This window comes from Mycobacterium sp. 1164985.4 (assembly GCF_001668575.1).
Lineage (GTDB): Bacteria > Actinomycetota > Actinomycetes > Mycobacteriales > Mycobacteriaceae > Mycobacterium.
In genome coordinates this window covers 101,085-121,752 of record NZ_LZMD01000085.1, presented here as the reverse complement: position 1 = coordinate 121,752, position 20,668 = coordinate 101,085, and the positions used below count along the sequence as shown (strand labels likewise).

Below are 20,668 nucleotides of genomic sequence, written 5' to 3'. Positions count from 1 at the left end.
TGTGATTTCGGTGCACTAACCATCGCTGGGCGATAGGTAGAGCACCGAAACCGTCGAAGAAGTGTCGGTGGTGGGGTGCACCATGGAGTCGATGAGCAAATCCCCCCTCGCCCGGTTCAGCGACCTGACCCGGGAGTGGTTCACCGGCACGTTCGCCGAACCGACGCCCGCCCAGGCCCAGGCCTGGACGGCGATCGCCGACGGGGACAACACGCTCGTCATCGCGCCGACGGGTTCCGGTAAGACGCTCGCGGCGTTCCTGTGGGCAATCGACCAGTTGACGTCGGCGCCGTCGGACCCGCGGGCGGGCACCAAGGTGCTGTACGTCTCCCCGCTGAAGGCGCTGGCCGTCGACGTGGAGCGCAACCTGCGCACGCCGCTGACCGGCATCGCGCGCGTGGCCGACCGCAGCGGTGTCCCGGCCCCGCAGATCAGCGTCGGAGTCCGGTCGGGCGACACCTCCCCCGCGCAGCGCCGCGAACTGATCGCCCGCCCACCCGACATCCTGATCACCACGCCCGAGTCGCTGTTCCTGATGTTGACCTCGGCGGCACGCGACACGCTGGCCGGCGTCGAGACCGTCATCGTCGACGAGGTGCACGCCGTCGCGGCCACCAAGCGCGGCGCCCACCTGGCGCTGTCGCTGAAGCGGCTGGACCAACTGCTCGATTCCCCCGCCCAGCGGATCGGGTTGTCGGCCACCGTGCGCCCACCCGAAGAGGTCGCGCGGTTCCTGTCCGGGCAGGCACGCACGACGATCGTGGCGCCGCCCGCGGCCAAGACGTTCGACCTGTCGGTCCAGGTGCCGGTACCTGATATGGCCAACCTCGAGAACAACACCATCTGGCCGGATGTCGAAGAACGCATCGTCGACCTGATCGAGGCGCACAACTCGTCGATAGTGTTCTCCAACTCGCGCCGACTCGCCGAACGACTGACGTCGCGGCTCAACGAGATTCACGCCGAACGAACCGGCCAGGAGCTCCAGACCGGACCCAACACCGGCGTCGCAGGCGGTTCGCCGGCGCACATCATGGGCAGCGGGCAGGCGTCGGGCGCGCCGACCCTGCTGGCCCGAGCCCACCACGGTTCGGTCAGCAAGGAACAGCGGGCGATCGTCGAGGACGACCTGAAGAGCGGCCGGCTCAAGGCCGTCGTCGCCACCTCCAGCCTGGAACTCGGAATCGACATGGGCGCAGTCGATCTCGTCATCCAGGTCGAGGCGCCGCCGTCCGTCGCGAGCGGACTGCAGCGCATCGGACGCGCGGGCCATCAGGTCGGCGAGATCTCACAGGGCGTGCTGTTCCCCAAGCACCGCACCGACCTGATCGGATGCGCGGTGACGGTGAAGCGGATGCTCTCGGGCGAGATCGAGACCATGCAGGTACCGACGAACCCGCTCGACGTGCTGGCCCAGCACACCGTCGCGGCGTGTGCGCTCGAACCGCTCGACGCCGACCGCTGGTTCGACGCGGTGCGGCGCAGCGCCCCGTTCGCCACGCTGCCACGCAGCGCGTTCGAGGCGACGCTGGACCTGTTGTCGGGCAAGTACCCGTCGACGGAGTTCGCCGAGCTGCGGCCCCGCCTGGTGTACGACCGCGACACGGGCACCCTGACCGCGCGCCCAGGCGCCCAGCGCCTGGCCGTCACCAGCGGCGGGGCGATCCCCGATCGCGGCCTGTTCACCGTCTACCTGGCCACCGAATCCGACAAGCCTTCGCGTGTCGGCGAACTCGACGAGGAGATGGTTTACGAGTCGCGCCCCGGGGACGTGATCTCGCTGGGCGCGACGAGCTGGCGGATCACCGAGATCACCCACGACCGCGTCCTGGTGGTCCCCGCGCCGGGGCAGCCGGCGCGGCTCCCGTTCTGGCGCGGCGACGGTGTCGGCCGCCCGGCCGAGCTCGGGGCGGCGGTCGGCGCCTACACCGGCGAACTCGCCCGGTTGGGCAAGGACGAGTTCGACCAACGTTGCCGGGCAATGGGTTTCGATGACTTCGCCACCGACAACCTGTGGCAGCTGATCGACGACCAGCGTCAGGCGACCGGCGTCGTCCCGTCGGACACGACGTTCGTCGTCGAACGGTTCCGCGACGAGCTCGGCGACTGGCGGGTCATCCTGCACTCGCCATACGGATTGCGGGTGCACGGCCCGCTCGCACTCGCGGTGTCGCGACGGCTGCGTGAGCGGTACGGCATCGAGGAGAAGCCCACCGCTTCCGACGACGGCATCATCGTGCGCCTGCCCGATACCGAGGATGCGCCCCCGGGCGCCGACCTGTTCGTGTTCGACGCCGACGAGATCGAGCCGATCGTCACCGCCGAAGTGGGCGGCTCGGCCCTGTTCGCGTCGCGGTTCCGCGAATGCGCGGCCCGCGCACTGCTTCTGCCGCGGCGCCATCCGGGTAAGCGCTCCCCGCTGTGGCATCAACGGCAGCGCGCCGCGCAGCTCCTGGACGTCGCGCGCAAGTATCCCGACTTCCCGATCGTGTTGGAGGCGGTGCGGGAGTGCCTTCAGGACGTCTACGACGTGCCCGCGTTGACGGAGCTGATGCATCGCGTCGCCCAGCGGCGGCTGCGCCTCGTCGAGGTGGAGACCACGACGCCGTCACCGTTCGCGGCCTCGCTGCTGTTCGGGTACGTCGGCGCCTTCATGTACGAGGGCGACAGCCCGCTGGCTGAACGTCGCGCCGCCGCACTGTCGTTGGACAGCGTGCTGTTGGCGGAACTGCTGGGCCGCGTCGAGCTGCGGGAGCTGCTCGATCCCCTGGTCATCACGAGCACGACGCGACAGCTCCAACACCTCAGCGACGACCGCCAGGCCCGTGACGCCGAGGGCGTGGCCGATCTGCTGCGGCTGCTGGGCCCGCTGACCGAGACCGAGATCGCCGAGCGCTGCACGACGTCCGACATCGGCGGGTGGCTCGACGGCCTGCGTGGGGCCAAGCGCGCGTTGACCGTCTCCTTCGCCGACCGGACGTGGTGGGTGGCCATCGAGGACATCGGGCTGCTGCGCGACGGCGTGGGCGTTGCCGTACCGGTCGGGGTGCCGATCGCGTTCACCGAATCGGTCGACGACCCGCTGGGTGAGCTGCTAGGCCGTTACGCCCGCACCCGCGGACCGTTCACCACGCACGACGCGGCCGCCCGGTTCGGCCTGGGTTTGCGCGTCACCACCGACGTGCTGGGCCGAATGGCTATCGACGGCAAGCTGATTCGCGGCGAGTTCACCGATCTGCCGGTCTCGGATTCCGCGGCTGCCGAGCAGTGGTGCGACGCCGACGTGCTCAAGATCCTGCGGCGCCGATCGCTGGCCGCGCTGCGTGCGCAGATCGAACCGGTCAGCACCGCGGCCTACGGTCGCTTCCTGCCCGCCTGGCAATCGGTCGGCTCGGCGCACACCAGCGGCGTCGACGGCCTCGCCACCGTGATCGATCAGCTTGCGGGCGTTCCGATTCCGGCGTCGGCCGTCGAACCTCTGGTGTTCGGTCAACGTGTTCGCGACTATCAACCCGCGATGCTGGACGAACTGCTGGCCTCGGGCGAGGTCATGTGGTCGGGTGCGGGGCAGATCGGCGGGGGCGACGGCTGGATCGCGTTCCACTCCGCCGAGTCGGCGCCGTTGACGTTGAACGCTCCCACCGAGATCGAGTTCACCGACGTCCACCGGGCGATTCTCGAGGCGCTCGATCGCGGCGGTGCTTTCTTTTTCCGGCAGCTCGCCGACAATCCGACCGACGACCGCAAGAACGCGCTGTGGGATCTGGTCTGGGCGGGCCGTGTCACCGGCGACACGTTCGCGCCGGTGCGCGCGAAGCTGATGGGCACCCGCGGGCCGGCCGGGCGGCGCAGCGCACCCGCCCATCGACAGCGTCGACGTGCGCCCCGCCTGAGCAGCTACAGCGTCGCGCACGCCCAGACCCGCAACGCCGACCCGACGGTGGCGGGCCGCTGGTCGGCGCTGCCCGTGGCCGATCCGGAGTCGACCGTGCGCGCACACTTCCAGGCCGAGCTGCTTCTCGGCAGGCACGGGGTGCTGACCAAGGGCGCCGTCGGCGCGGAGGGGGTGCCTGGCGGCTTCGCGATGCTCTACAAGGTGCTGACCGCGTTCGAGGATGCGGGCCGTTGTCAGCGCGGCTATTTCGTCGAGTCGCTCGGCGGCGCCCAGTTCGCCGTTGCCTCGACGGTCGACCGATTGCGCACCTATCTGGACAGCGTCGACCAGGACCACCGGGAATACCGGGCGGTCGTCCTCGCGGCGGCCGATCCGGCGAACCCCTATGGTGCGGCGCTCCCGTGGCCGACGAGGCGATCAGATGACGACGTCACGCACCGTCCGGGCCGCAAGGCCGGTGCGCTGGTCGCGATGGTCGACGGTGAACTGGTGTGGTTCCTCGAGCGCGGGGGGCGTTCGCTGTTGAGCTTCTCCGGCGACGCCGACGCGCACATCGCGTCGGCGGGGGCCCTCGCCGAACTGGTCAGCAGCGGTCGCGTGGGATCGTTCCTCGTCGAGAAGGTCAACGGGGTACCGGTGCTCGAACCGGGCGCCGAGGGCGAGCGCGCGGCAGTGCACGACGCACTGCTCGGCGCCGGCTTCGTCCGCACGCCGCGCGGCCTGCGGTTGCGGTGATGAGAGCTCGCGCGAAGAACAGAGGGCGCTGACGCATGCCCGAAGGTGACACGGTCTACCGCACCGCCACCAAACTGCGTGAGGCGCTGGAGGGTAAGGAACTCACGCGTTGCGACGTGCGGGTGCCCAAGTTCGCGACGGTCGACCTCACGGGCTGCGTGGTCGACGAGGTCCTCAGCCGCGGTAAGCACCTGTTCATCCGGGCCGGGGATGCCAGCATCCACTCGCATCTGAAGATGGAGGGCGCCTGGCTGATCGGCGGTCAGATCCGTCGGGTGCCGGAGTACAAGATCCGGATCCTGTTGCACACCAGTGACTCCCGCGCCGCGGGCGTCGACCTCGGCGTGCTCGAGATCCTGCCACGGGATCGCGATATGGAGGCCGTCGCCCACCTCGGGCCGGACCTGCTGGGTGACGACTGGGAACCGCGCGTCGCCAGGGCCAACCTCGTCGAAGACCCGCAGCGGCCGCTGGCCGAGGCGCTGTTGGATCAGCGCGTGATGGCGGGCGTCGGCAACGTCTACGCCAACGAACTCTGCTTCGTCACCGGCTACCTCCCCACCACCCCCGTCGGCAACGTCAAGGACCCGCTGCGGATGGTGCAGCGGGCCCGAGACATGCTGTGGCTGAACAGGTCCCGCGTGAATCGGACCACGACGGGCGACACCCGCAGCGGCCGCGACCTGTGGGTGTACGGCCGACGGGGGCGGCCCTGTCGCCGGTGCGGCACGCAGATCCAGTCGGACTCGCCCCACCCGGGCAACCCGGGCGATCGCGTGTCCTACTGGTGTCCGGTCTGCCAGACCTGACCCGCACTCACCCAGGCAGCGCCAACCGGACGATCTTGCGCACCACCGTCGCGAACTGCCTCGGCAGCGACCCCTTGTTGTACGGAATTCCGTAGCGGGTGCAGATCTCCTTGACCTCTTCGGAGATCTCGGCCAGCCGATGCGCCGGGATGTCCGGGAACAGATGGTGCTCGATCTGGAACGACAGATTGCCGCTCAGGATGTGAAACAGCTTTCCGCCCGTCAGGTTCGCCGAACCCAGCACCTGGCGGAAGTACCACTGACCCCGCGTCTCGGCCTTGGTCTCCTCGACGGAGAACTCCTGGACATCGTCGGGAAAGTGGCCACAAAAAATGATCATGTACGACCACACGTTGCGCATCAGGTTCGCGGTCAGGTTGCCCGCGACGACCCACGGCGCGAACGGCCCGGCCAGCAACGGAAACGCGACGTAGTCCTTGAGCGTCTGGCGCTTGGTCTTGCGCCAGATGCCCTCGAGGATCTCGCGCTTGTCGGCGATCGTGATCTCGCCGGCCCGGATCCGCTCGGTCTCGAGTTCGTGCAGCGCGACGCCATACTGGAACAACACCATCAGCAGGAACGCGTAGACGGGGTTGCCGAGGAAGTACGGACTCCACTTCTGGTCCTTGCTCATCCGCAGGATGCCGTAACCCACGTCGCGGTCCATGCCGACGATGTTGGTGTACGTGTGGTGCATGTAGTTGTGCGAGTGCCGCCACTGCTCCCCCGGGCACGCGGTGTCCCACTCGAACCCGCGGCTCGAGATGGCCGGATCGCCCATCCAGTCGTACTGACCGTGCATGACGTTGTGGCCGATCTCCATGTTGTCGAGGATCTTCGACAGGCCGAGCAGCGCGGTGCCCGCCAGCCAGAACGGTGGGAAGACACCGCCGAACAGCAGCGCGCGGCCACCAACCTCGAAAGCCCGCTGGGTCTTGATGATTCGACGGATGTAGGTGGCGTCACGCTCGCCGAGGTCGGCTATCACGCGTTCCTTGAGCGCATCGAGCTCCCGGCCGAAGGCCTCGGCCTGCTCAGCGGTCATGCGGATCTTCTTGCCGGCCACGGTCTTCTCGAGGGCGCGTGGCTCCTGTGCGGCGCGCGGCTCTTGTGCGGTATGCGGTTGGGTGTCGGTGATGACGGTCATGTCGATCTCCTTCGGTGTCAGAGCGCGATGTCGACGTCGCCAACGGGAGTCGAGACGCAGATCTGCACGTCCTCCTCCTCGGCGGCGGACACCGCGCCGGTGATCAGGTTCTTCACCGCGCCGCGTGTCTTGCGGCGAGTGCAGCTGTGGCAGATGCCCATCCGGCATCCACTCTCGGGGCTCAGGCCCGCGCTCTCGGCCTGCTCCAGCAGGGGGCGACCGTCGTCGGTTACCTCGACCCCGCTCTCGGCGAACGTGACGGTGCCGCCGGAGGGTTCGGCGGGCAGGTCGTAGGTCGGCGGGACGAAGCTCTCCGAGCGCACATCCGCGCAGTGCTCACGCACGGCGGACGCGAGTTCGGGCGGGCCGCAGACGAACACCGCGTCGGGTGCCGGCATGGCCGCGGCGAGGTGCGCAGGGCCGAACCGGCCGTCCAGGTCGGATCCGGCGGCTGTGCGTGTGTAGCCGTGCAGCACCCGCACACCCGTCATCGCGTCGAGCTCGGCGCGGTAACACGCGTCCTCGAGCGAACGGGCGTAGTGGATAAACGCGACCTCGCCGCCGAAGCCACGGGCCCGCAGCGTCCGCACCATCGACATCACCGGGGTGATGCCGCTGCCGCCGGACACGAACAGGAGGCGTCGCGGCGTGTCGTCGGGGAGCACGAAGTCACCGCCGACCGAGTCCAGACCCACCACCATGCCGGGGCGCGCATGGTCACACAGGTAGCCGGAGACCAGGCCGCCATCGTGGCGCCCCACCGTGAGCTCGAGATAGCGAGCCTCTTCGGCGTTGGCCGGCGAGTAGGGCCTGGTGCGACGGCGACCGTCGATCTCGACGGTGAGGTTGACGTGCTGCCCGGCGCGGAAACCGGTGAACGCCTGATTCGGCTCGAGGGTGAGCGTGACGCTGCGCGGTGTCTGGCGGCGCACCGCGACGACCTCTGCGCGGGCCTCTGCCCGCGTCCAGGTGGGCGCGACGAGCTCGGTGTATCGGTCCACGCCATGAGGCCCGGTGAGCAGGTCGACCAGCGGTGACGCGAGCACTCTGTCCCGGATGCCCCGGGTCAACGTTTGAGTGAACATATGTACACCGTTGCTGCTTCTGTAGCACCTCGTCAACCCATTGACCCAGGTTGTGGTAGGTTTCACATAGTGAACAGTCGTACGCCTGGTTCACGGCCGAGCCGGTCGGGACGATCACGATCCCGCGAGTCGACGATGTCCCGGGAGGAGCGCAAGGAGGCCACCCGGCAAGCGATCGTCTCCGCTGGGCTGAAACTCCTCGAGGACCGCAGCTTCTCTGCTCTGAGCCTGCGGGAGGTCACCCGCGAAGCGGGCATCGTGCCCGCCGCATTCTACCGGCACTTCGAGTCGATGGAGGCCCTCGGCCTCGTGTTGATCGACGAATCGTTCCGCAGCCTGCGGGACATGCTGCGCGGGGCCCGCGCCGGCAGGCTCGACCCGAAGCGGGTCATCGAGTCGAGCGTCGACATTCTCATCGACGGCGTGAACGAACGCCGCGAACACTGGCGCTTCATCGGACGCGAACGCAACAGCGGCGTGACCGTGCTGCGGTACGCCATCCGCACCGAGATCCGCCTCATCACCTCGGAGCTGGCGATCGACCTGGCCCGCTTCCCGGGCTTGAACGCCTGGAGCAGTGAAGATCTCAACATTCTGGCGAGCCTGTTCGTCAACGCGATGATCGTGATCGCCGAGGCCATCGAGGACGCCCACGACCAGGCCGCGCTCAACGAGATCAAACGAGTGGCGGTCAAACAGCTGCGGATGATCGCGGTCGGCGTCGCGGGATGGCGCAGCAGCGTGTGAAACCGGGCGGGGGTTAGCGTGTGCGCATGCCGCACCTCGAACTGGCCTACCCGCGTCCCGACATCGCCGTGCTCACACTGAACCGGCCCGAGAAGCTCAACGCGCTGTCCTACGAACTCGTCGAGGATCTGCACGCGACGCTGGCGCAGATCGATGCCAACAATGAGTGCCGCGTCGTCGTGCTCACCGGCGCCGGACGGGGCTTCTGCTCTGGCCTTGACCTCACCGATCCCAATCCCAACAAGGCGGGCGAGGGAACGGAGTTCCCGCGCTCAGGCATGCGATGGCAGGAACGCATCGCCGACCTGACCGCGCGCATACACCGGCTGCGCCAGCCCGTCATCGCCGCCGTCAACGGGGTCGCATATGGCGGCGGGATGGGCATCGCGCTGGCCTGCGACATCCGCATCGCCTCGGAGTCGGCGCGCTTCTGCACCCAGTTCATCAAGTTAGGGCTCGGCGGCTGCGACATCGGCGTCAGCTACACGCTCCCCCGCATCATCGGCGCGGGCCCCGCGTTCGACCTCATCCTGACCGCGCGGGCGGTCGACGCGCCCGAAGCTCTGCGGCTCGGCCTGGTGTCGCGGGTGTCGACCGACGAAGCCCTCGTCTTCGACGCCATGGCGATCGCCGAGACACTGTGCGGCTACGGGAAGTTCGGCCTCGAGTCGACGAAGCAGGTGCTGTGGGCCAACCTCGAGGCGTCGAGCCTGGAGGCGGCCCTGCACCTGGAGAACCGCAGCCAGATCCTGGCCTCCACCAGCGGTGAGATGCGGGCCGCTAGCGAGGCGTTCCGCCGCCGTCCACGATCATGACCGTACCGGTGATGTAGCTACCGGCATCCGACGCCAGCAGCAGCGCGGTGCCGACCATCTCGTCGGGTGACGCGAGCCGCTTGAGGAACGTGCTGCGCGCCATGGCGTCGACGGCTTCCTGCGGGTTGTTGCGCATCATGTCGGTGTCCACCGGCCCGGGGGCGATCGCGTTCACCCGGATGCCCGATGACGCGAACTCGACGGCCATCGACCGGGTGAACGACATCAGCGCGGCTTTGTTCGAGGAGTAGATCGAGGTCACCGCCGAGAAGTTGAACGCCCCCACCGAGACCATGTTGATCACACTGGCTTTCGCACTCGCTTTGAGATAGGGCAGCGCGGCCTGCACGAGGAACACCGGACCGCGCAGATTCACCTCAAAGGACTTCGCCAACGCCTCGGGCGTCATCTCCCCGAGCGGTTGCGCCAGAGCGTTCGCCGCGTTGTTCACCACCACGTCGATCCCGCCGAACTCGTCGACGGTGCGCTGCACCAGCGCCTCGAGCGCGTCGACGTCCCCGAGGTGCGTGGGCACGCCGATGGCCTGTCCGCCGAGGCCGCGTAAATGCTCCGCCGTCCGCTCGCAGGCGTCGGGTTTGCGGCTGGCCACCGCGACGCGGGCGCCGGCCAGGACGAAACCCTCGGCCAGCGCGAGGCCAATGCCCCTGGTACCGCCCGTGACGATCACGGTGCGGTCGGTCATGTCGAAGAGACGGTCGAACGAAGCGCGGTCCACGGCCGCCAGTCAAGCAGATTGACGTGCGGTCAGATGCAACCGCTCACGCTGATCCGCCGCCCGACGTTCGCGCACACATTGACGTTCGGCGCCGGCGGTAGCGGGGGAAGTTCGTTGAGATACGACAATGGGTCCGCACAGCCGGTCACGTCGACGAACCTGCCGCCGACCGAACCGCAGAGCGTCGCTTCGGCGCTCGGCGGGGGCACGGTCACCAGGCCCCCGGCGAACAGGGCCGCAGCAGCGCACAGCACTACCTTGCGCACATATCCTCCCTTCGGCGAAGGCAACCGCCGTCGCCGACCTGATTGTGGCAGTGACGCACGCGTCAGGAGGCCGAACGCCCGATCGGCGCGTCGCCGTAACGAAGTCCGTCGACGCGTCGATGTCTCCTGCGATGGTCGAACCATTCCTTCCTGTATGGTGGCCGCATCCGGCTCCGAACAGGATCACCCGCCGTACATCTAGCTCACCTATTCATCGTTTGCTAAGCTTCGTCAATCTGCCTCGGCGCAGCGCCATTACGCCGAGCTCCGAACGCAGTGCACTTGCGCGCGCACCGTGGCGCCGTTGGTGGATCGATGTTAGGCTTGACGAACGTCTTGACTTTGCATTTATGGTGTGGCACACCAGTGCTCACGCATCCAGGTGCTCTTGATCGATTCTCCGATCGGTGCGCATATGCCTGCACGAATGCGTTCGTTCAGCATGCCGGTGCAAAGCATAGGGAAACACCTGATTCCTCGCGGCCTACCACTGACTAGGTTTGCCATGGGCGTCTGGTGCACAGCACCCAACCGCATTCCGTCGATGGTTTCCAGCAGGGGGGACTAGCAGTCGTGGCCGTGAACACCGAGCTGTCGAACAACCGGCACCGCGTGCGCAGAAATCTCAGCCGGATGACGGCCCTACCCCTCGCCATGGCGGCGGCGTTCGCGGTCTTCGCGGCGCCGGCGAACGCGGCCGAGGCGTGGCAGCGCAAGAGTCCGCCGCTGTCGACACCGTGGTCACATCTGGTCGGCCCCAACAACGCCCTCCCGGAGTATCCCCGCCCGCAGATGGTGCGGGCGCGCTGGCTGAACCTCAACGGTGTGTGGGCCTACACCGGGCGATCGCAGGCAACCGCCCTGGCGACTCCCCCGTCGACCGCCGCGTACGACGAGAAGATCCTGGTGCCCTACCCCACGGAGTCGGCGCTGTCGGGGGTCCAGCGTCACGACGACCAGATGTGGTACCGCAAGAGCTTTCAGCTGCCCGGCACCTGGCGCGGCCAGCGCGTGCTCCTGCATTTCGGCGCTGTCGACCAGACCGCGACCGTGTGGGTCAACAACAAGCGCGTCGCGCACCACGAGGGCGGGTTCACCTCGTTCAGCGCCGACATCACCGACGCGCTGCGCTGGACAGGCACACAGGAGATCGTCGTACGCGCTGAGGATCGCAACGAGGCCGCACCGTTCCCCGTCGGCAAGCAGCGCAACGATCCCGAGGGTCTGTTCTACACCGGCGCATCCGGTATCTGGCAGACGGTGTGGATGGAACCGGTGCGCGCCGCACACATCGACAAACTCGACATCACAGCGGATCTGAAGGGTTTCACCGTCACGACGCGCTCCACCGGGACGACCGAAGAACGCGCCGAGGTCATCGTGTCGGCGCCCGATGGTCCGACGCTGGCCCGCAGTTCCGGTGAACCGGGCAAGCCCGTGCGCGTGCCGGTACCGGACCCACGGCTGTGGACACCTGACGATCCGTACCTCTACGACCTCACGGTGCGGTTGGTCACGCCGGAGGGCAAGGTCGTCGACGAGGTCGCCAGCTACGGCGGTCTGCGCACGATCACCACGGTCAAGGATCCCCAGGGCCGGCCGCGAATCGCGTTGAACGACAAGATCACTTTCCTGCACGGCCCGCTCGATCAGGGCTACTGGCCCGACGGGATCTACACCGCGCCCACCGACGACGCCCTGAGGTTCGACCTCGAACGAACCAAGGCACTCGGCATGAACTTCGTGCGCAAGCACGCGAAGGTGGAACCTGCACGCTGGTACTACTGGACGGACAAGCTCGGGCTTATGGTGTGGCAGGACATGCCGTCGCTGGACGTCTCCCTCGACATTCCGGTCGGCCCGGCACCCGAACCGTCGCCTGCGGCGAAGGCCAATTTCGAGCGCGAGCTTGTCGAGATGATCGACCAGTTGCGAAGCGTCACTTCGATCGTCGGCTGGGTTCCGTTCAACGAGGGATGGGGCGAGTTCGACACGGCGAGGATCGCGGGTGTCGCCAAAGCAGCCGATCCGACCCGGATGGTGAACGCCAACAGCGGGGTGAACTGCTGCAAGTCGCGGCCCGACAGCAGGGCCGGCGATGTGTACGACGACCACACCTACGTCGGTCCCGGTCGCCCGGTACTGCATGACAACCCCGCGACCCCACACGACGAGCGCACGATGCTCGGCAACCGCCCGATCCCGCTCGAGCACCGCGTCGTCGTCAACGGCGAGTACGGCGGGCTCGGGCTGGTTCCCGAGGGCAACCGCTGGCCCGGCAAACCCCAGGCCTACGAAATGACCGACAGCCGAGCGCGATTGACCGACCGCTACGTGCAGGTGAGCCGCGATCTCGAAGACGAGATCCGCAAGGGCGGTCTGTCCGGCGCCGTCTACACCCAGACCACCGACGTCGAGAACGAGGTCAACGGGTTCATGACCTACGACCGCTGGCTGGTCAAGGTATCGATGCGCACGGTCGCCGAACGCAACCGCGCGGTGATCGCGACGGGAGCACAGGTGAACGAACCGGTCGAGCAGCGGCGGTGAGTCACAACGTGCGCAAGCTGACGAACTCGCGCTGACGCCCGCTGACCGGATCGGTGAACTCGAGGCGGTGCGCCAACAACTGCAACGGCCGCGAGAAGTCGTCCGGCGCGACGTCGATCACCTCCGGGTACAGCGGATCGTTCACGATCGGCAGACCCAGCGAGGCCATGTGCACCCGAAGCTGATGGGTGCGGCCGCTGCGAGGCGTCAACCGGTACAGCCCGTCGCCAAGATGGTCGACGACGGTTTCGGCGTTCGGCTCGCCGGGCTCCTCGACCGCTTGTAACTGGCCGCGTCGCTTGACGATTCGGCTGCACAGCGTGACGGGAAACGCCAGCTCCGGATCGACGCCTGCCCTCGCGAGGTACGTCTTGCGCACATCGCCTCGCACGAACATGGTCTGGTAGTTGCCACGCAGCTCGCGACGCGTCGTGAACAGCAGCACGCCGGCGGTCAACCGGTCGAGCCGATGCGCGGGCGACAACTCCGGAAGGTCCAGTTCCCGGCGCAGCCGCACCAACGCCGTCTGCGCGACGTGGCGACCCCGCGGCATCGTCGCGAGAAAATGAGGTTTATCCACCACAACGATGTCGTCATCGCGATGCAGGATCGGCATGTCGAACGGCACCGGAAGCTCTTCGCGCAGTTCGCGGTACAGATAGACGAACGCGCCCGGCGGCATCACCGTCCCCGCCGTCACCACCGTGCCATCAGCGCGAACTACCTCGCCCGCAAGCACCTTGGCGGCTGCAGCCTCGCCGAACCGGCTGGCCAACTCGACCAGCACCGCCCCGCCGCGCAACCGCACCCGCGCCGGTCCCAGTCCGTCCCGCACCGGTAACGGCGCCACCCGCCTCAATTCAGCGGCACCGGTTCGAGAATCTCGGCGCGCGCCTCGGGCGCCGCCGCGCGCAACGCGTCAGCCGACTCGTCGTCGGGTTCCTGCTGCGAGCGGATCTCCGCGTCCACCCGCGCCAGGTATGTCTTGACCTCGCGGTCGATGTCCTCGTCACTCCAGCCCAGCACGGGCGCAACGACTTCGGCGACCTCGCGCGCGCAGTCCACCCCGCGGTGCGGATACTCGATCGAGATCCTCATCCGCCGCGCGAGGATGTCCTCGAGGTGCAGCGCACCCTCGGCGGCCGCGGCGTAGAAAGCCTCGACCTTCAGGTACACCGGCGCCTCGGTGATCGGTGTCAACAACTCGACGCGGTCCTCAGCCATCTGCAGCACCTCGCCGATCAGCGAGCCGTATCGGTCCAGCAGGTGCCGCACCCGGTACGGATGCAGGTCGTAATGCTTTCCGACGCTTTCGGTCTGGTTGATCAGCGCGAAGTATCCGTCCGCGCCCATCAGCGGGACCTTCTCGGTGATCGACGGTGCGACCCGCGCCGGGATGTACTCGGCCGCCGCGTCGATGGCATCCTCGGCCATCACCCGGTACGTCGTGTATTTGCCGCCGGCGATCGCGACCAGGCCTGGGGCGGGAACCGCGACGGCATGCTCGCGGGACAGCTTCGAGGTCTCCTCGCTCTCGCCCGCCAGCAGCGGCCGCAGCCCGGCGTACACGCCGTCGATGTCGTCGTGCGTGAGCGGCGTCGCCAACACCGTGTTGACCGTCTGCAGGATGTAGTCGATGTCGGCCTTGGTGGCCGCCGGATGCGCCAGATCGAGATTCCAGTCGGTGTCGGTGGTTCCGATGATCCAGTGCGTCCCCCACGGGATCACGAACAGCACCGACTTCTCGGTTCGCAGGATGATCGCCACCTCGCTGACGATCCGATCGCGCGGCACCACGATGTGCACACCCTTGGAGGCGCGCACCCGAAATCGCCCACGCTGCTTGGACAAGGCCTGGATCTCGTCGGTCCAGACGCCCGTGGCGTTCACGACGACGTGTCCGTGCACCTCGGTGACCGCGCCGTTCTCGGAGTCGCGGACCTCTACCCCGGTGACCCGGTCACCTTCCCGAAGCAACGCGACGACCTGCGTCGACGTCCTCACCACGGCGCCGTAGTGCGCGGCCGTGCGGGCCACCGTCATGGTGTGCCGCGCGTCGTCGACCACCGTGTCGAAATACCGGATGCCGCCGATCAGCGACGACCGCTTCAGTCCCGGCGCCAGCCGCAAAGCTCCCGACTTCGTCAGATGCTTCTGCGCCGGAACCGATTTCGCGCCACCCAGCTGGTCGTAGAGGAAGATGCCGGCTGCCACGTACGGCCGCTCCCACCACCGGTTGGTCAGCGGGAACAGGAACGGCAGCGGTTTGACCAGATGCGGTGCCAATGTCGTCAGCGACAGCTCCCGCTCGTGCAGCGCTTCGCGCACCAACCCGAACTCCAGCTGCTCGAGATAACGCAGCCCACCGTGGAACATCTTCGACGACCGGCTCGACGTGCCCGACGCGAAATCCCGCGCCTCGACCAGGGCCACCTTCAACCCTCGCGTCGCCGCGTCCAGGGCGGCGCCCGCGCCGACGACTCCCCCGCCGATCACCACGACGTCGAACTGCTCACTGCCGAGCCGCTCCCAGGCCTCCGCCCGCTGCTGGGGACCCAGAAGCGTCTGCCCGTTCGCCGGGATCGGGTCACTCACGGGAATGGCTCCTAGTTACTCGTCGGTACGGTCGCGCATCCCAGGCTACGTGGAACTAGTCCAGATCGTCGTGCGCCATCAGGCGCCGGCCCGCTTCGGTGATCGATCCCGACAGCGACGGATACACGGAGAACGTCTGCGCCAGGTCCTCGACGTCGTTGCCGTTCTGCACCGCCAGCGCGATCGGCATGATCAGCTCCGATGCGATCGGCGCGACCACGACGCCGCCGATCACCACCCCGGTCGCCGGGCGACAGAAGATCTTGACGAAGCCGCGCCGCAGGCCCGACATCTTGGCCCGGGCGTTGGTGTTGAGCGGCAGCGTGATCGTGCGCGCGGCCACCGAACCGTCGTCGATCTTCGACTGCGGCACGCCAACCGCGGCGATCTCGGGCCGGGTGAACACGGCCGCGGCGACGGTGCGCAACCGGATCGGTTCGAGTCCCTCGCCCAACACGTGGTACATCGCGATGCGGCCCTGCATGGCGGCCACCGAGGCCAGCAGCATCAGCCCGGTGCAATCACCGGCGGCGTAAATGCCGGGCACGCCGGTGCGCGAGACCCGGTCGACCTTCAGATAGTCGCCCTTGCCCAGCTCGATGCCGACGCGTTCCAGGCCCAGGCCGCTGGTGTTGGGCACCGAACCGACCGTCATCAAGGCGTGACTGCCCTCGACGGTGCGGCCGTCGGTCATCGTGACCCGCACGCCAGAGCCGTTCCGGGTGACCGACTCGGCGCGCGCGTTCTTGACCAACGTCACACCGCGATCGCTCAGCGTGTCTTCGAGTACGCCTGCGGCGTCGGAGTCCTCGTGCGGCAGGATCTGGTCACGGCTGGCCACGACGGTCACCTTCACCCCGAGCTCGGTGTAGGCGTTGACGAACTCCGCGCCGGTAACGCCGGAGCCGACGACGATCAGATGCGCGGGCAGCTCCTCGAGGTCGTAGAGCTGGCGCCAGTTCAGGATCCGTTCGCCGTCGGGTTCGGCACCGGGCAGCACGCGGGGGCTGGCCCCGGTGGCGATCAGCACGACGTCGGCCTTCAGCGTGCTGACGGTGCCGTCGTGCTCGGTCACCTTGACCGTGTGGGTGGCCATCCCCGGCATGTCGTCGACCAGTTCGCCGTGGCCCGCGATCAGGTTGACGCCGTCGTTGCGCAGCCGTTCGGCGATGTCGGCCGACTGCGCGGCGGCCAACGTCTTGACGCGCTCGTTGATCTTGGACAGCGAGATCTCGGCGTCGGAGAACTCCAGCGCGTACCCGAGGTCGGGGGCGCGGCGTAGCTCGGTGCGCACGCCCGTCGAGGCGATGAAGGTCTTGGACGGCACGCAGTCCCACAACACGCAGGCCCCGCCGATGCCGTCGGCGTCGACGACGGTGACCTCGGCAACTTCGGGTCCGCGGGTCGCGGCGACCAGTGCGGCCTCATAGCCGGCGGGCCCGCCGCCGATGATCACGATGCGGGTTGCCACGCCCCCAACCTAACGAAGCGGGAGGTTGATCGCCCACGCGGCGCGCTAACGCTTAGTCTTTCCTGGTGCCGCTCTACGCCGCCTACGGATCGAACATGCATCCGGAGCAGATGTTGCAGCGCGCCCCTCATTCACCGATGGCAGGAACGGGCTGGCTGCACGGCTGGCGCCTGACGTTCGGCGGGGAGGACATCGGCTGGGAGGGTGCGCTCGCGACCGTCGTCGAGGATCCGACGTCGAAGGTCTTCGTGGTGCTTTACGACATGACCAAGGACGACGAGGCCAACCTGGACCGTTGGGAAGGTTCGGAGCTCGGGTTCCACAAGAAGATCCGCTGCCGGGTGCACCGCATATCGTCGGACACCGATTTCGAACCGGTGCTGGCCTGGCTGTACGTGGTCGACGCATGGGAAGGCGGCCTACCGTCGGCGCGCTATCTCGGTGTGATGGCCGACGCCGCCGAGATCGCAGGCGCACCACCGGAGTACGTACACGATCTGCGGACCCGCCCCGCGCTCAACATCGGCCCGGGGTCTTGACTCCTTTCCCGCGAGCGACCGTGTTTGCGCTCGCGGGAATCAGAACGCGGCGGCCTGGTCGATGATGTTGACGAGAACCCGCACCCCCACCGCGAGCGCGCGCTCGTCGAGGTCGAAAGTCGGTTGGTGCAAATCCAATTGGGGTCCGCGGCCGGTCCACACGCCCAACCGGGCCATGGCGCCGGGGACCTCCTCCAGATACCAGGAGAAGTCCTCGCCGCCGCCGGACTGGCGGGTGTCTGCCAGCACATCGGGGCCGATCGCCTCGATCGCGTGGGTGAGGATGCGCGTCGAGATCTCCTCGTTGACCACCGGCGGAACGCCGCGGCGATACTGCACGGTGTGCTCGATGTGCAGCGGCGCCAGCAGCGACGAGATCACCTCGCGCACAATCGACTCCAGGGTCTCCCAGGTGTCGCGGCTGGCGGTGCGGATGGTGCCCGCCAGCGTTCCGGTTTGCGGGATCGCGTTGGCGGCGACGCCCGCGTTCACCGCACCCCACACCATCACGGTGCTGTTGCGCGGATCGATGCGGCGCGACAGCACACCGGGCACACCGGTGATCAACGTGCCGAGCCCGTACACCAGGTCACCGGTGAGGTGCGGTCGCGAGGTGTGCCCGCCCGGCGAATGCAACGTCACCTCGAGCTGATCGGCCGCCGAGGTGATCGGCCCGGGCCGCATCGCGACCTTGCCGACCGCCAGCCGAGGATCGCAGTGCAGCGCGAAGATTCGCGACACCCCGGTCAGCGCGCCCGCGGCGATCGCGTCGATCGCGCCGCCCGGCATCAGCTCCTCGGCGGCCTGAAAGATCAGCCGCACCCCGACGGGAAGCTCCGGCACCGACGCCATCGCCAGCGCGGCGCCCAGCAGGATCGCGGTGTGCGCGTCGTGCCCGCAGGCGTGCGAGACGTTGGGGACCAGCGACGCGTACGCCGCGCCGGTCCGGTCAGCCATCGGCAGCGCGTCCATGTCGGCACGCAGCGCGATCCGCGGCCCGTGCTCGGGACCGAAGTCGCACGTCAACCCGGTGCCGCCCGGCAGCACCTTCGGGTTGAGGCCCGCATCGGCCAGCCGCGACGCCACGAACTGAGTGGTGGCGAACTCCTGGCGTCCCAGCTCGGGATGCATGTGGATGTGGCGGCGCCATTCGACGAGATCGTCGAAGTGGGCCGAGAGCCACCGCGCGGCGGCGTGGGGCAGCACGCTCATGACGCCCGCCTCGCCTGCAGCTCCAGCACCCGGTCACGCTCCTGCGGCGTCTGCGCCAGGCGAACGACCGTGCGGGCCAGCATGACCGCACCCTCGACCACCGCCTTGTCCGCGCTCGGGCCCGCGGCGGCCTCGGCGAACGCCGGCTGATGCACCGAGGCACCACCCGCGTCGATGCCGACGATCGGATGGATCCCGGGCATCGCCTGCGTGACGTTGCCCATGTCCGTGGAGCCCAGCGGCAACGCCGCCTCCAGCTCGGATGACACCGGTTCGCGGCCCACCCGCCGCATCTCCTCGCGGAAGGTATCGGCCAGCCAGGTGTCCGGGGTCAGTTCGTGGTAGCTCGGTTCGGTCTCGGCGACGTCGTGACTGCAGCCGGTGGCCACCGCACCGGCCAGGAAGCAGTCGGCCATCCGCTGTTCGAGTTCGCGCAGCGAGGCCGCATCGTTGGCCCGCATCGTGTACTGCATCTCGGCGTGCGCGGGGATGACGTTGGTGGCCTGACCGCCGTCGGTGACGATGCCGTGCGCCATCTGACCCGGCGCCATCTGCTGGCGCAGCAAGCCGATCGCCACCTGCGCGACGGTGATCGCGTCGACGGCGTTGAGGCCGAGGTAGGGAGCCACGGCGGCGTGCGCTTCCCTGCCCGTGTACCGGACCGCGACCTGCGACAGCGCGAGCGAGCGCGCGGCGGCGATGTCGAGCGGGCCGGGGTGCAGCATCACCGACGCGGCGATGTCGTCAAAGGTCCCGGCGTTCAGCAGCAGCACCTTTCCCCCGCCGGCCTCCTCGGCCGGGGTCCCGAGAAGCACCACCGTCAAACCCAGTTCATCGGCCACGTCCGCCAACGCCAGTGCGGTGCCGACGGCCGAGGCCGCGATGATGTTGTGCCCGCAGGCGTGACCGATGCCGGGGAGCGCGTCGTACTCGGCGCACACGCCGATCACGAGTGGTCCGCTGCCGTAGTCGGCGCGAAACGCGGTCTCGAGCCCCGCGGGCGCCTTCGTCACCGTGAATCCGTACTCGGCGACAAGCGTTTGCGTCTTGGCGCAGCTGCGGTGTTCGGCGAATGCGAGCTCGGGCTCGGCGTGGATCGAGTGTGAGAGTTCGACCAGGTCGTCGCGGCGCCGCTGGACGGCGTCCTCGACGACGTCCGACGCGGCGAGTGCTGGCATCTTGGCAGTATCTCACTGCGCCATCTCATCGGGGCCGGGCGTCGGTTCCGACAGATAAGCTCGCCGACTGTGACCGATGCGCAGGCACTGGCCGCCGAGGCCGCGGCCGCCCTAGGCGAGCGCACCGGCGTCGACCGCCATGACGTCGCCGTGGTGCTCGGTTCGGGCTGGGCTCCTGCGGTGCAACGGCTGGGTGATCCGGTCGCGGTGGTGCCGGTCGCGGAGCTGCCAGGGTTCACGCCCCCGGCGGCGGAAGGCCACGGCGGCCAGGTGTTGTCGATGCGCATCGCCGATCACCGGGTGCTGGTGTTCGTCGGCCGCATCCATCCCTACGAGGGCCACGACCTGCGCCACATCGTGCATCCCGTGCGCACCGCATGCGCAGGCGGCGTACATACGGTCGTGCTCACCAACGCCGCAGGCGGCCTGCGCGAGGACTTCGCGGTCGGCCAGCCGGTGCTGATCAACGACCACCTCAACCTCACCGGCCGTTCACCGCTGGTCGGACCCCGGTTCGTCGACATGGTCGACGCGTACGCACCGCGGCTGCGCGAACTGGCGAGGGAGATCGACCCGAAGCTCGCCGACGGCGTCTACGCCGGGTTGCCCGGTCCGCAGTACGAGACGCCCGCCGAGATCCGGATGCTGCGCACGCTGGGCGCCGACCTCGTCGGCATGTCGACCGTGCACGAAACCATCGCCGCGCGCGAGGCGGGCGCCGAGGTGCTGGGCGTGTCGCTGGTGACCAACCTCGCCGCGGGCATGACCGGGCAGCCGCTGAATCACGAAGAAGTGCTGGAGGCGGGGCGGAAGTCGGCGGTGCGGATGGGCGCCCTGCTCGCGGCGGTGGTCGCGCGCCTCTGACCGCGCAGAAGCCGGAATATGCGG

16 protein-coding genes are annotated in these 20,668 nt (G+C 68.4%); 7 read left to right on the top strand and 9 right to left on the bottom strand.

All coding sequences use genetic code 11. The features are described from left to right. The first annotated feature begins 91 nt into the window (after positions 1-91). Both A5650_RS19135 and nei2 read left to right on the top strand, forming a co-directional pair. Positions 92-4,630 carry an ATP-dependent helicase gene (locus tag A5650_RS19135; protein ID WP_156744197.1) on the top strand — a complete coding sequence of 1,513 codons (4,539 nt, stop codon included), beginning with the start codon at positions 92-94 and terminating at the stop codon, positions 4,628-4,630. Positions 4,631-4,665: 35 nt separating this feature from the next. Then, positions 4,666-5,439 carry an endonuclease VIII Nei2 gene (nei2, locus tag A5650_RS19130; protein WP_067295009.1) on the top strand — a complete coding sequence of 258 codons (774 nt, stop codon included), beginning with the start codon at positions 4,666-4,668 and terminating at the stop codon, positions 5,437-5,439. Positions 5,440-5,446: 7 nt separating this feature from the next. On the opposite strand, the gene A5650_RS19125 is transcribed toward nei2, so the two are convergent. Further along, positions 5,447-6,586, bottom strand: a complete 1,140-nt coding sequence (locus A5650_RS19125) for a fatty acid desaturase family protein (RefSeq protein ID WP_082950833.1) — start codon at positions 6,584-6,586, stop codon at positions 5,447-5,449. A gap of 17 nt (positions 6,587-6,603) precedes the next feature. Continuing rightward, positions 6,604-7,671 (bottom strand): ferredoxin reductase, encoded by a 1,068-nt coding sequence (locus tag A5650_RS19120; RefSeq protein ID WP_067295007.1) that lies wholly within the window; start codon positions 7,669-7,671, stop codon positions 6,604-6,606. A gap of 69 nt (positions 7,672-7,740) precedes the next feature. Here A5650_RS19120 and A5650_RS19115 point away from each other — a divergent pair, with 69 nt between their 5' ends. Next, positions 7,741-8,418 carry a TetR family transcriptional regulator gene (locus A5650_RS19115; RefSeq protein ID WP_067295004.1) on the top strand — a complete coding sequence of 226 codons (678 nt, stop codon included), beginning with the start codon at positions 7,741-7,743 and terminating at the stop codon, positions 8,416-8,418. Positions 8,419-8,444: 26 nt separating this feature from the next. Further along, complete coding sequence (locus A5650_RS19110; RefSeq protein ID WP_067294999.1) at positions 8,445-9,233, top strand: enoyl-CoA hydratase/isomerase family protein; 789 nt, start codon at positions 8,445-8,447, stop codon at positions 9,231-9,233. On the opposite strand, the gene A5650_RS19105 is transcribed toward A5650_RS19110, so the two are convergent. Together A5650_RS19105 and A5650_RS19100 are read right to left on the bottom strand one after the other, a co-directional pair. Next, positions 9,199-9,969, bottom strand: coding sequence for an SDR family NAD(P)-dependent oxidoreductase (locus A5650_RS19105; RefSeq protein ID WP_067294996.1), 771 nt, complete (start codon positions 9,967-9,969; stop codon positions 9,199-9,201). The two genes, A5650_RS19110 and A5650_RS19105, sit on opposite strands and share 35 nt — an antisense overlap. 29 nt (positions 9,970-9,998) lie before the next feature. Then, positions 9,999-10,235: an RNA-binding protein gene (locus A5650_RS19100; RefSeq protein ID WP_067294993.1), complete on the bottom strand. Its 237-nt coding sequence runs from the start codon at positions 10,233-10,235 to the stop codon at positions 9,999-10,001. 633 nt (positions 10,236-10,868) lie between these two features. On the opposite strand from A5650_RS19100, the gene A5650_RS19095 reads away from it, so the two are divergent. Further along, on the top strand, positions 10,869-12,785 hold the full coding sequence (locus A5650_RS19095; RefSeq protein WP_353615191.1) for a glycoside hydrolase family 2 protein: 1,917 nt from the start codon (positions 10,869-10,871) through the stop codon (positions 12,783-12,785). Position 12,786: 1 nt separating this feature from the next. Here the strand turns inward: A5650_RS19095 and A5650_RS19090 are convergent, their stop codons facing one another. Genes A5650_RS19090 through A5650_RS19080 form a run of 3 tightly spaced genes read right to left on the bottom strand, consistent with a single transcriptional unit; the run spans position 12,787 to position 16,851 of the window. Beyond that, positions 12,787-13,644 carry a pseudouridine synthase gene (locus tag A5650_RS19090; protein WP_067294990.1) on the bottom strand — a complete coding sequence of 286 codons (858 nt, stop codon included), beginning with the start codon at positions 13,642-13,644 and terminating at the stop codon, positions 12,787-12,789. Further along, a complete protein-coding gene (locus A5650_RS19085) occupies positions 13,641-15,380 on the bottom strand; it encodes a glycerol-3-phosphate dehydrogenase/oxidase (protein WP_067294987.1) in 1,740 nt (579 codons plus the stop codon). The genes A5650_RS19090 and A5650_RS19085 overlap by 4 nt, the downstream gene beginning before the upstream one ends. A 55-nt stretch (positions 15,381-15,435) precedes the next feature. Next, positions 15,436-16,851: an NAD(P)H-quinone dehydrogenase gene (locus A5650_RS19080; protein ID WP_067294984.1), complete on the bottom strand. Its 1,416-nt coding sequence runs from the start codon at positions 16,849-16,851 to the stop codon at positions 15,436-15,438. A gap of 65 nt (positions 16,852-16,916) precedes the next feature. Here A5650_RS19080 and A5650_RS19075 point away from each other — a divergent pair, with 65 nt between their 5' ends. After that, positions 16,917-17,390, top strand: coding sequence for a gamma-glutamylcyclotransferase family protein (locus A5650_RS19075; protein ID WP_064423131.1), 474 nt, complete (start codon positions 16,917-16,919; stop codon positions 17,388-17,390). Between the two features lie 39 nt (positions 17,391-17,429). Here the strand turns inward: A5650_RS19075 and A5650_RS19070 are convergent, their stop codons facing one another. Then, positions 17,430-18,602 (bottom strand): amidohydrolase, encoded by a 1,173-nt coding sequence (locus tag A5650_RS19070; protein WP_067294982.1) that lies wholly within the window; start codon positions 18,600-18,602, stop codon positions 17,430-17,432. Next, positions 18,599-19,780, bottom strand: coding sequence for a M20 family metallopeptidase (locus A5650_RS19065; RefSeq protein WP_067294979.1), 1,182 nt, complete (start codon positions 19,778-19,780; stop codon positions 18,599-18,601). The genes A5650_RS19070 and A5650_RS19065 overlap by 4 nt, the downstream gene beginning before the upstream one ends. 69 nt (positions 19,781-19,849) lie before the next feature. Here A5650_RS19065 and A5650_RS19060 point away from each other — a divergent pair, with 69 nt between their 5' ends. Next, entirely contained in the window at positions 19,850-20,644 is a 795-nt protein-coding gene (locus A5650_RS19060; RefSeq protein ID WP_067294976.1) for a purine-nucleoside phosphorylase, read from the top strand. The last annotated feature ends 24 nt before the right edge of the window (positions 20,645-20,668 follow it).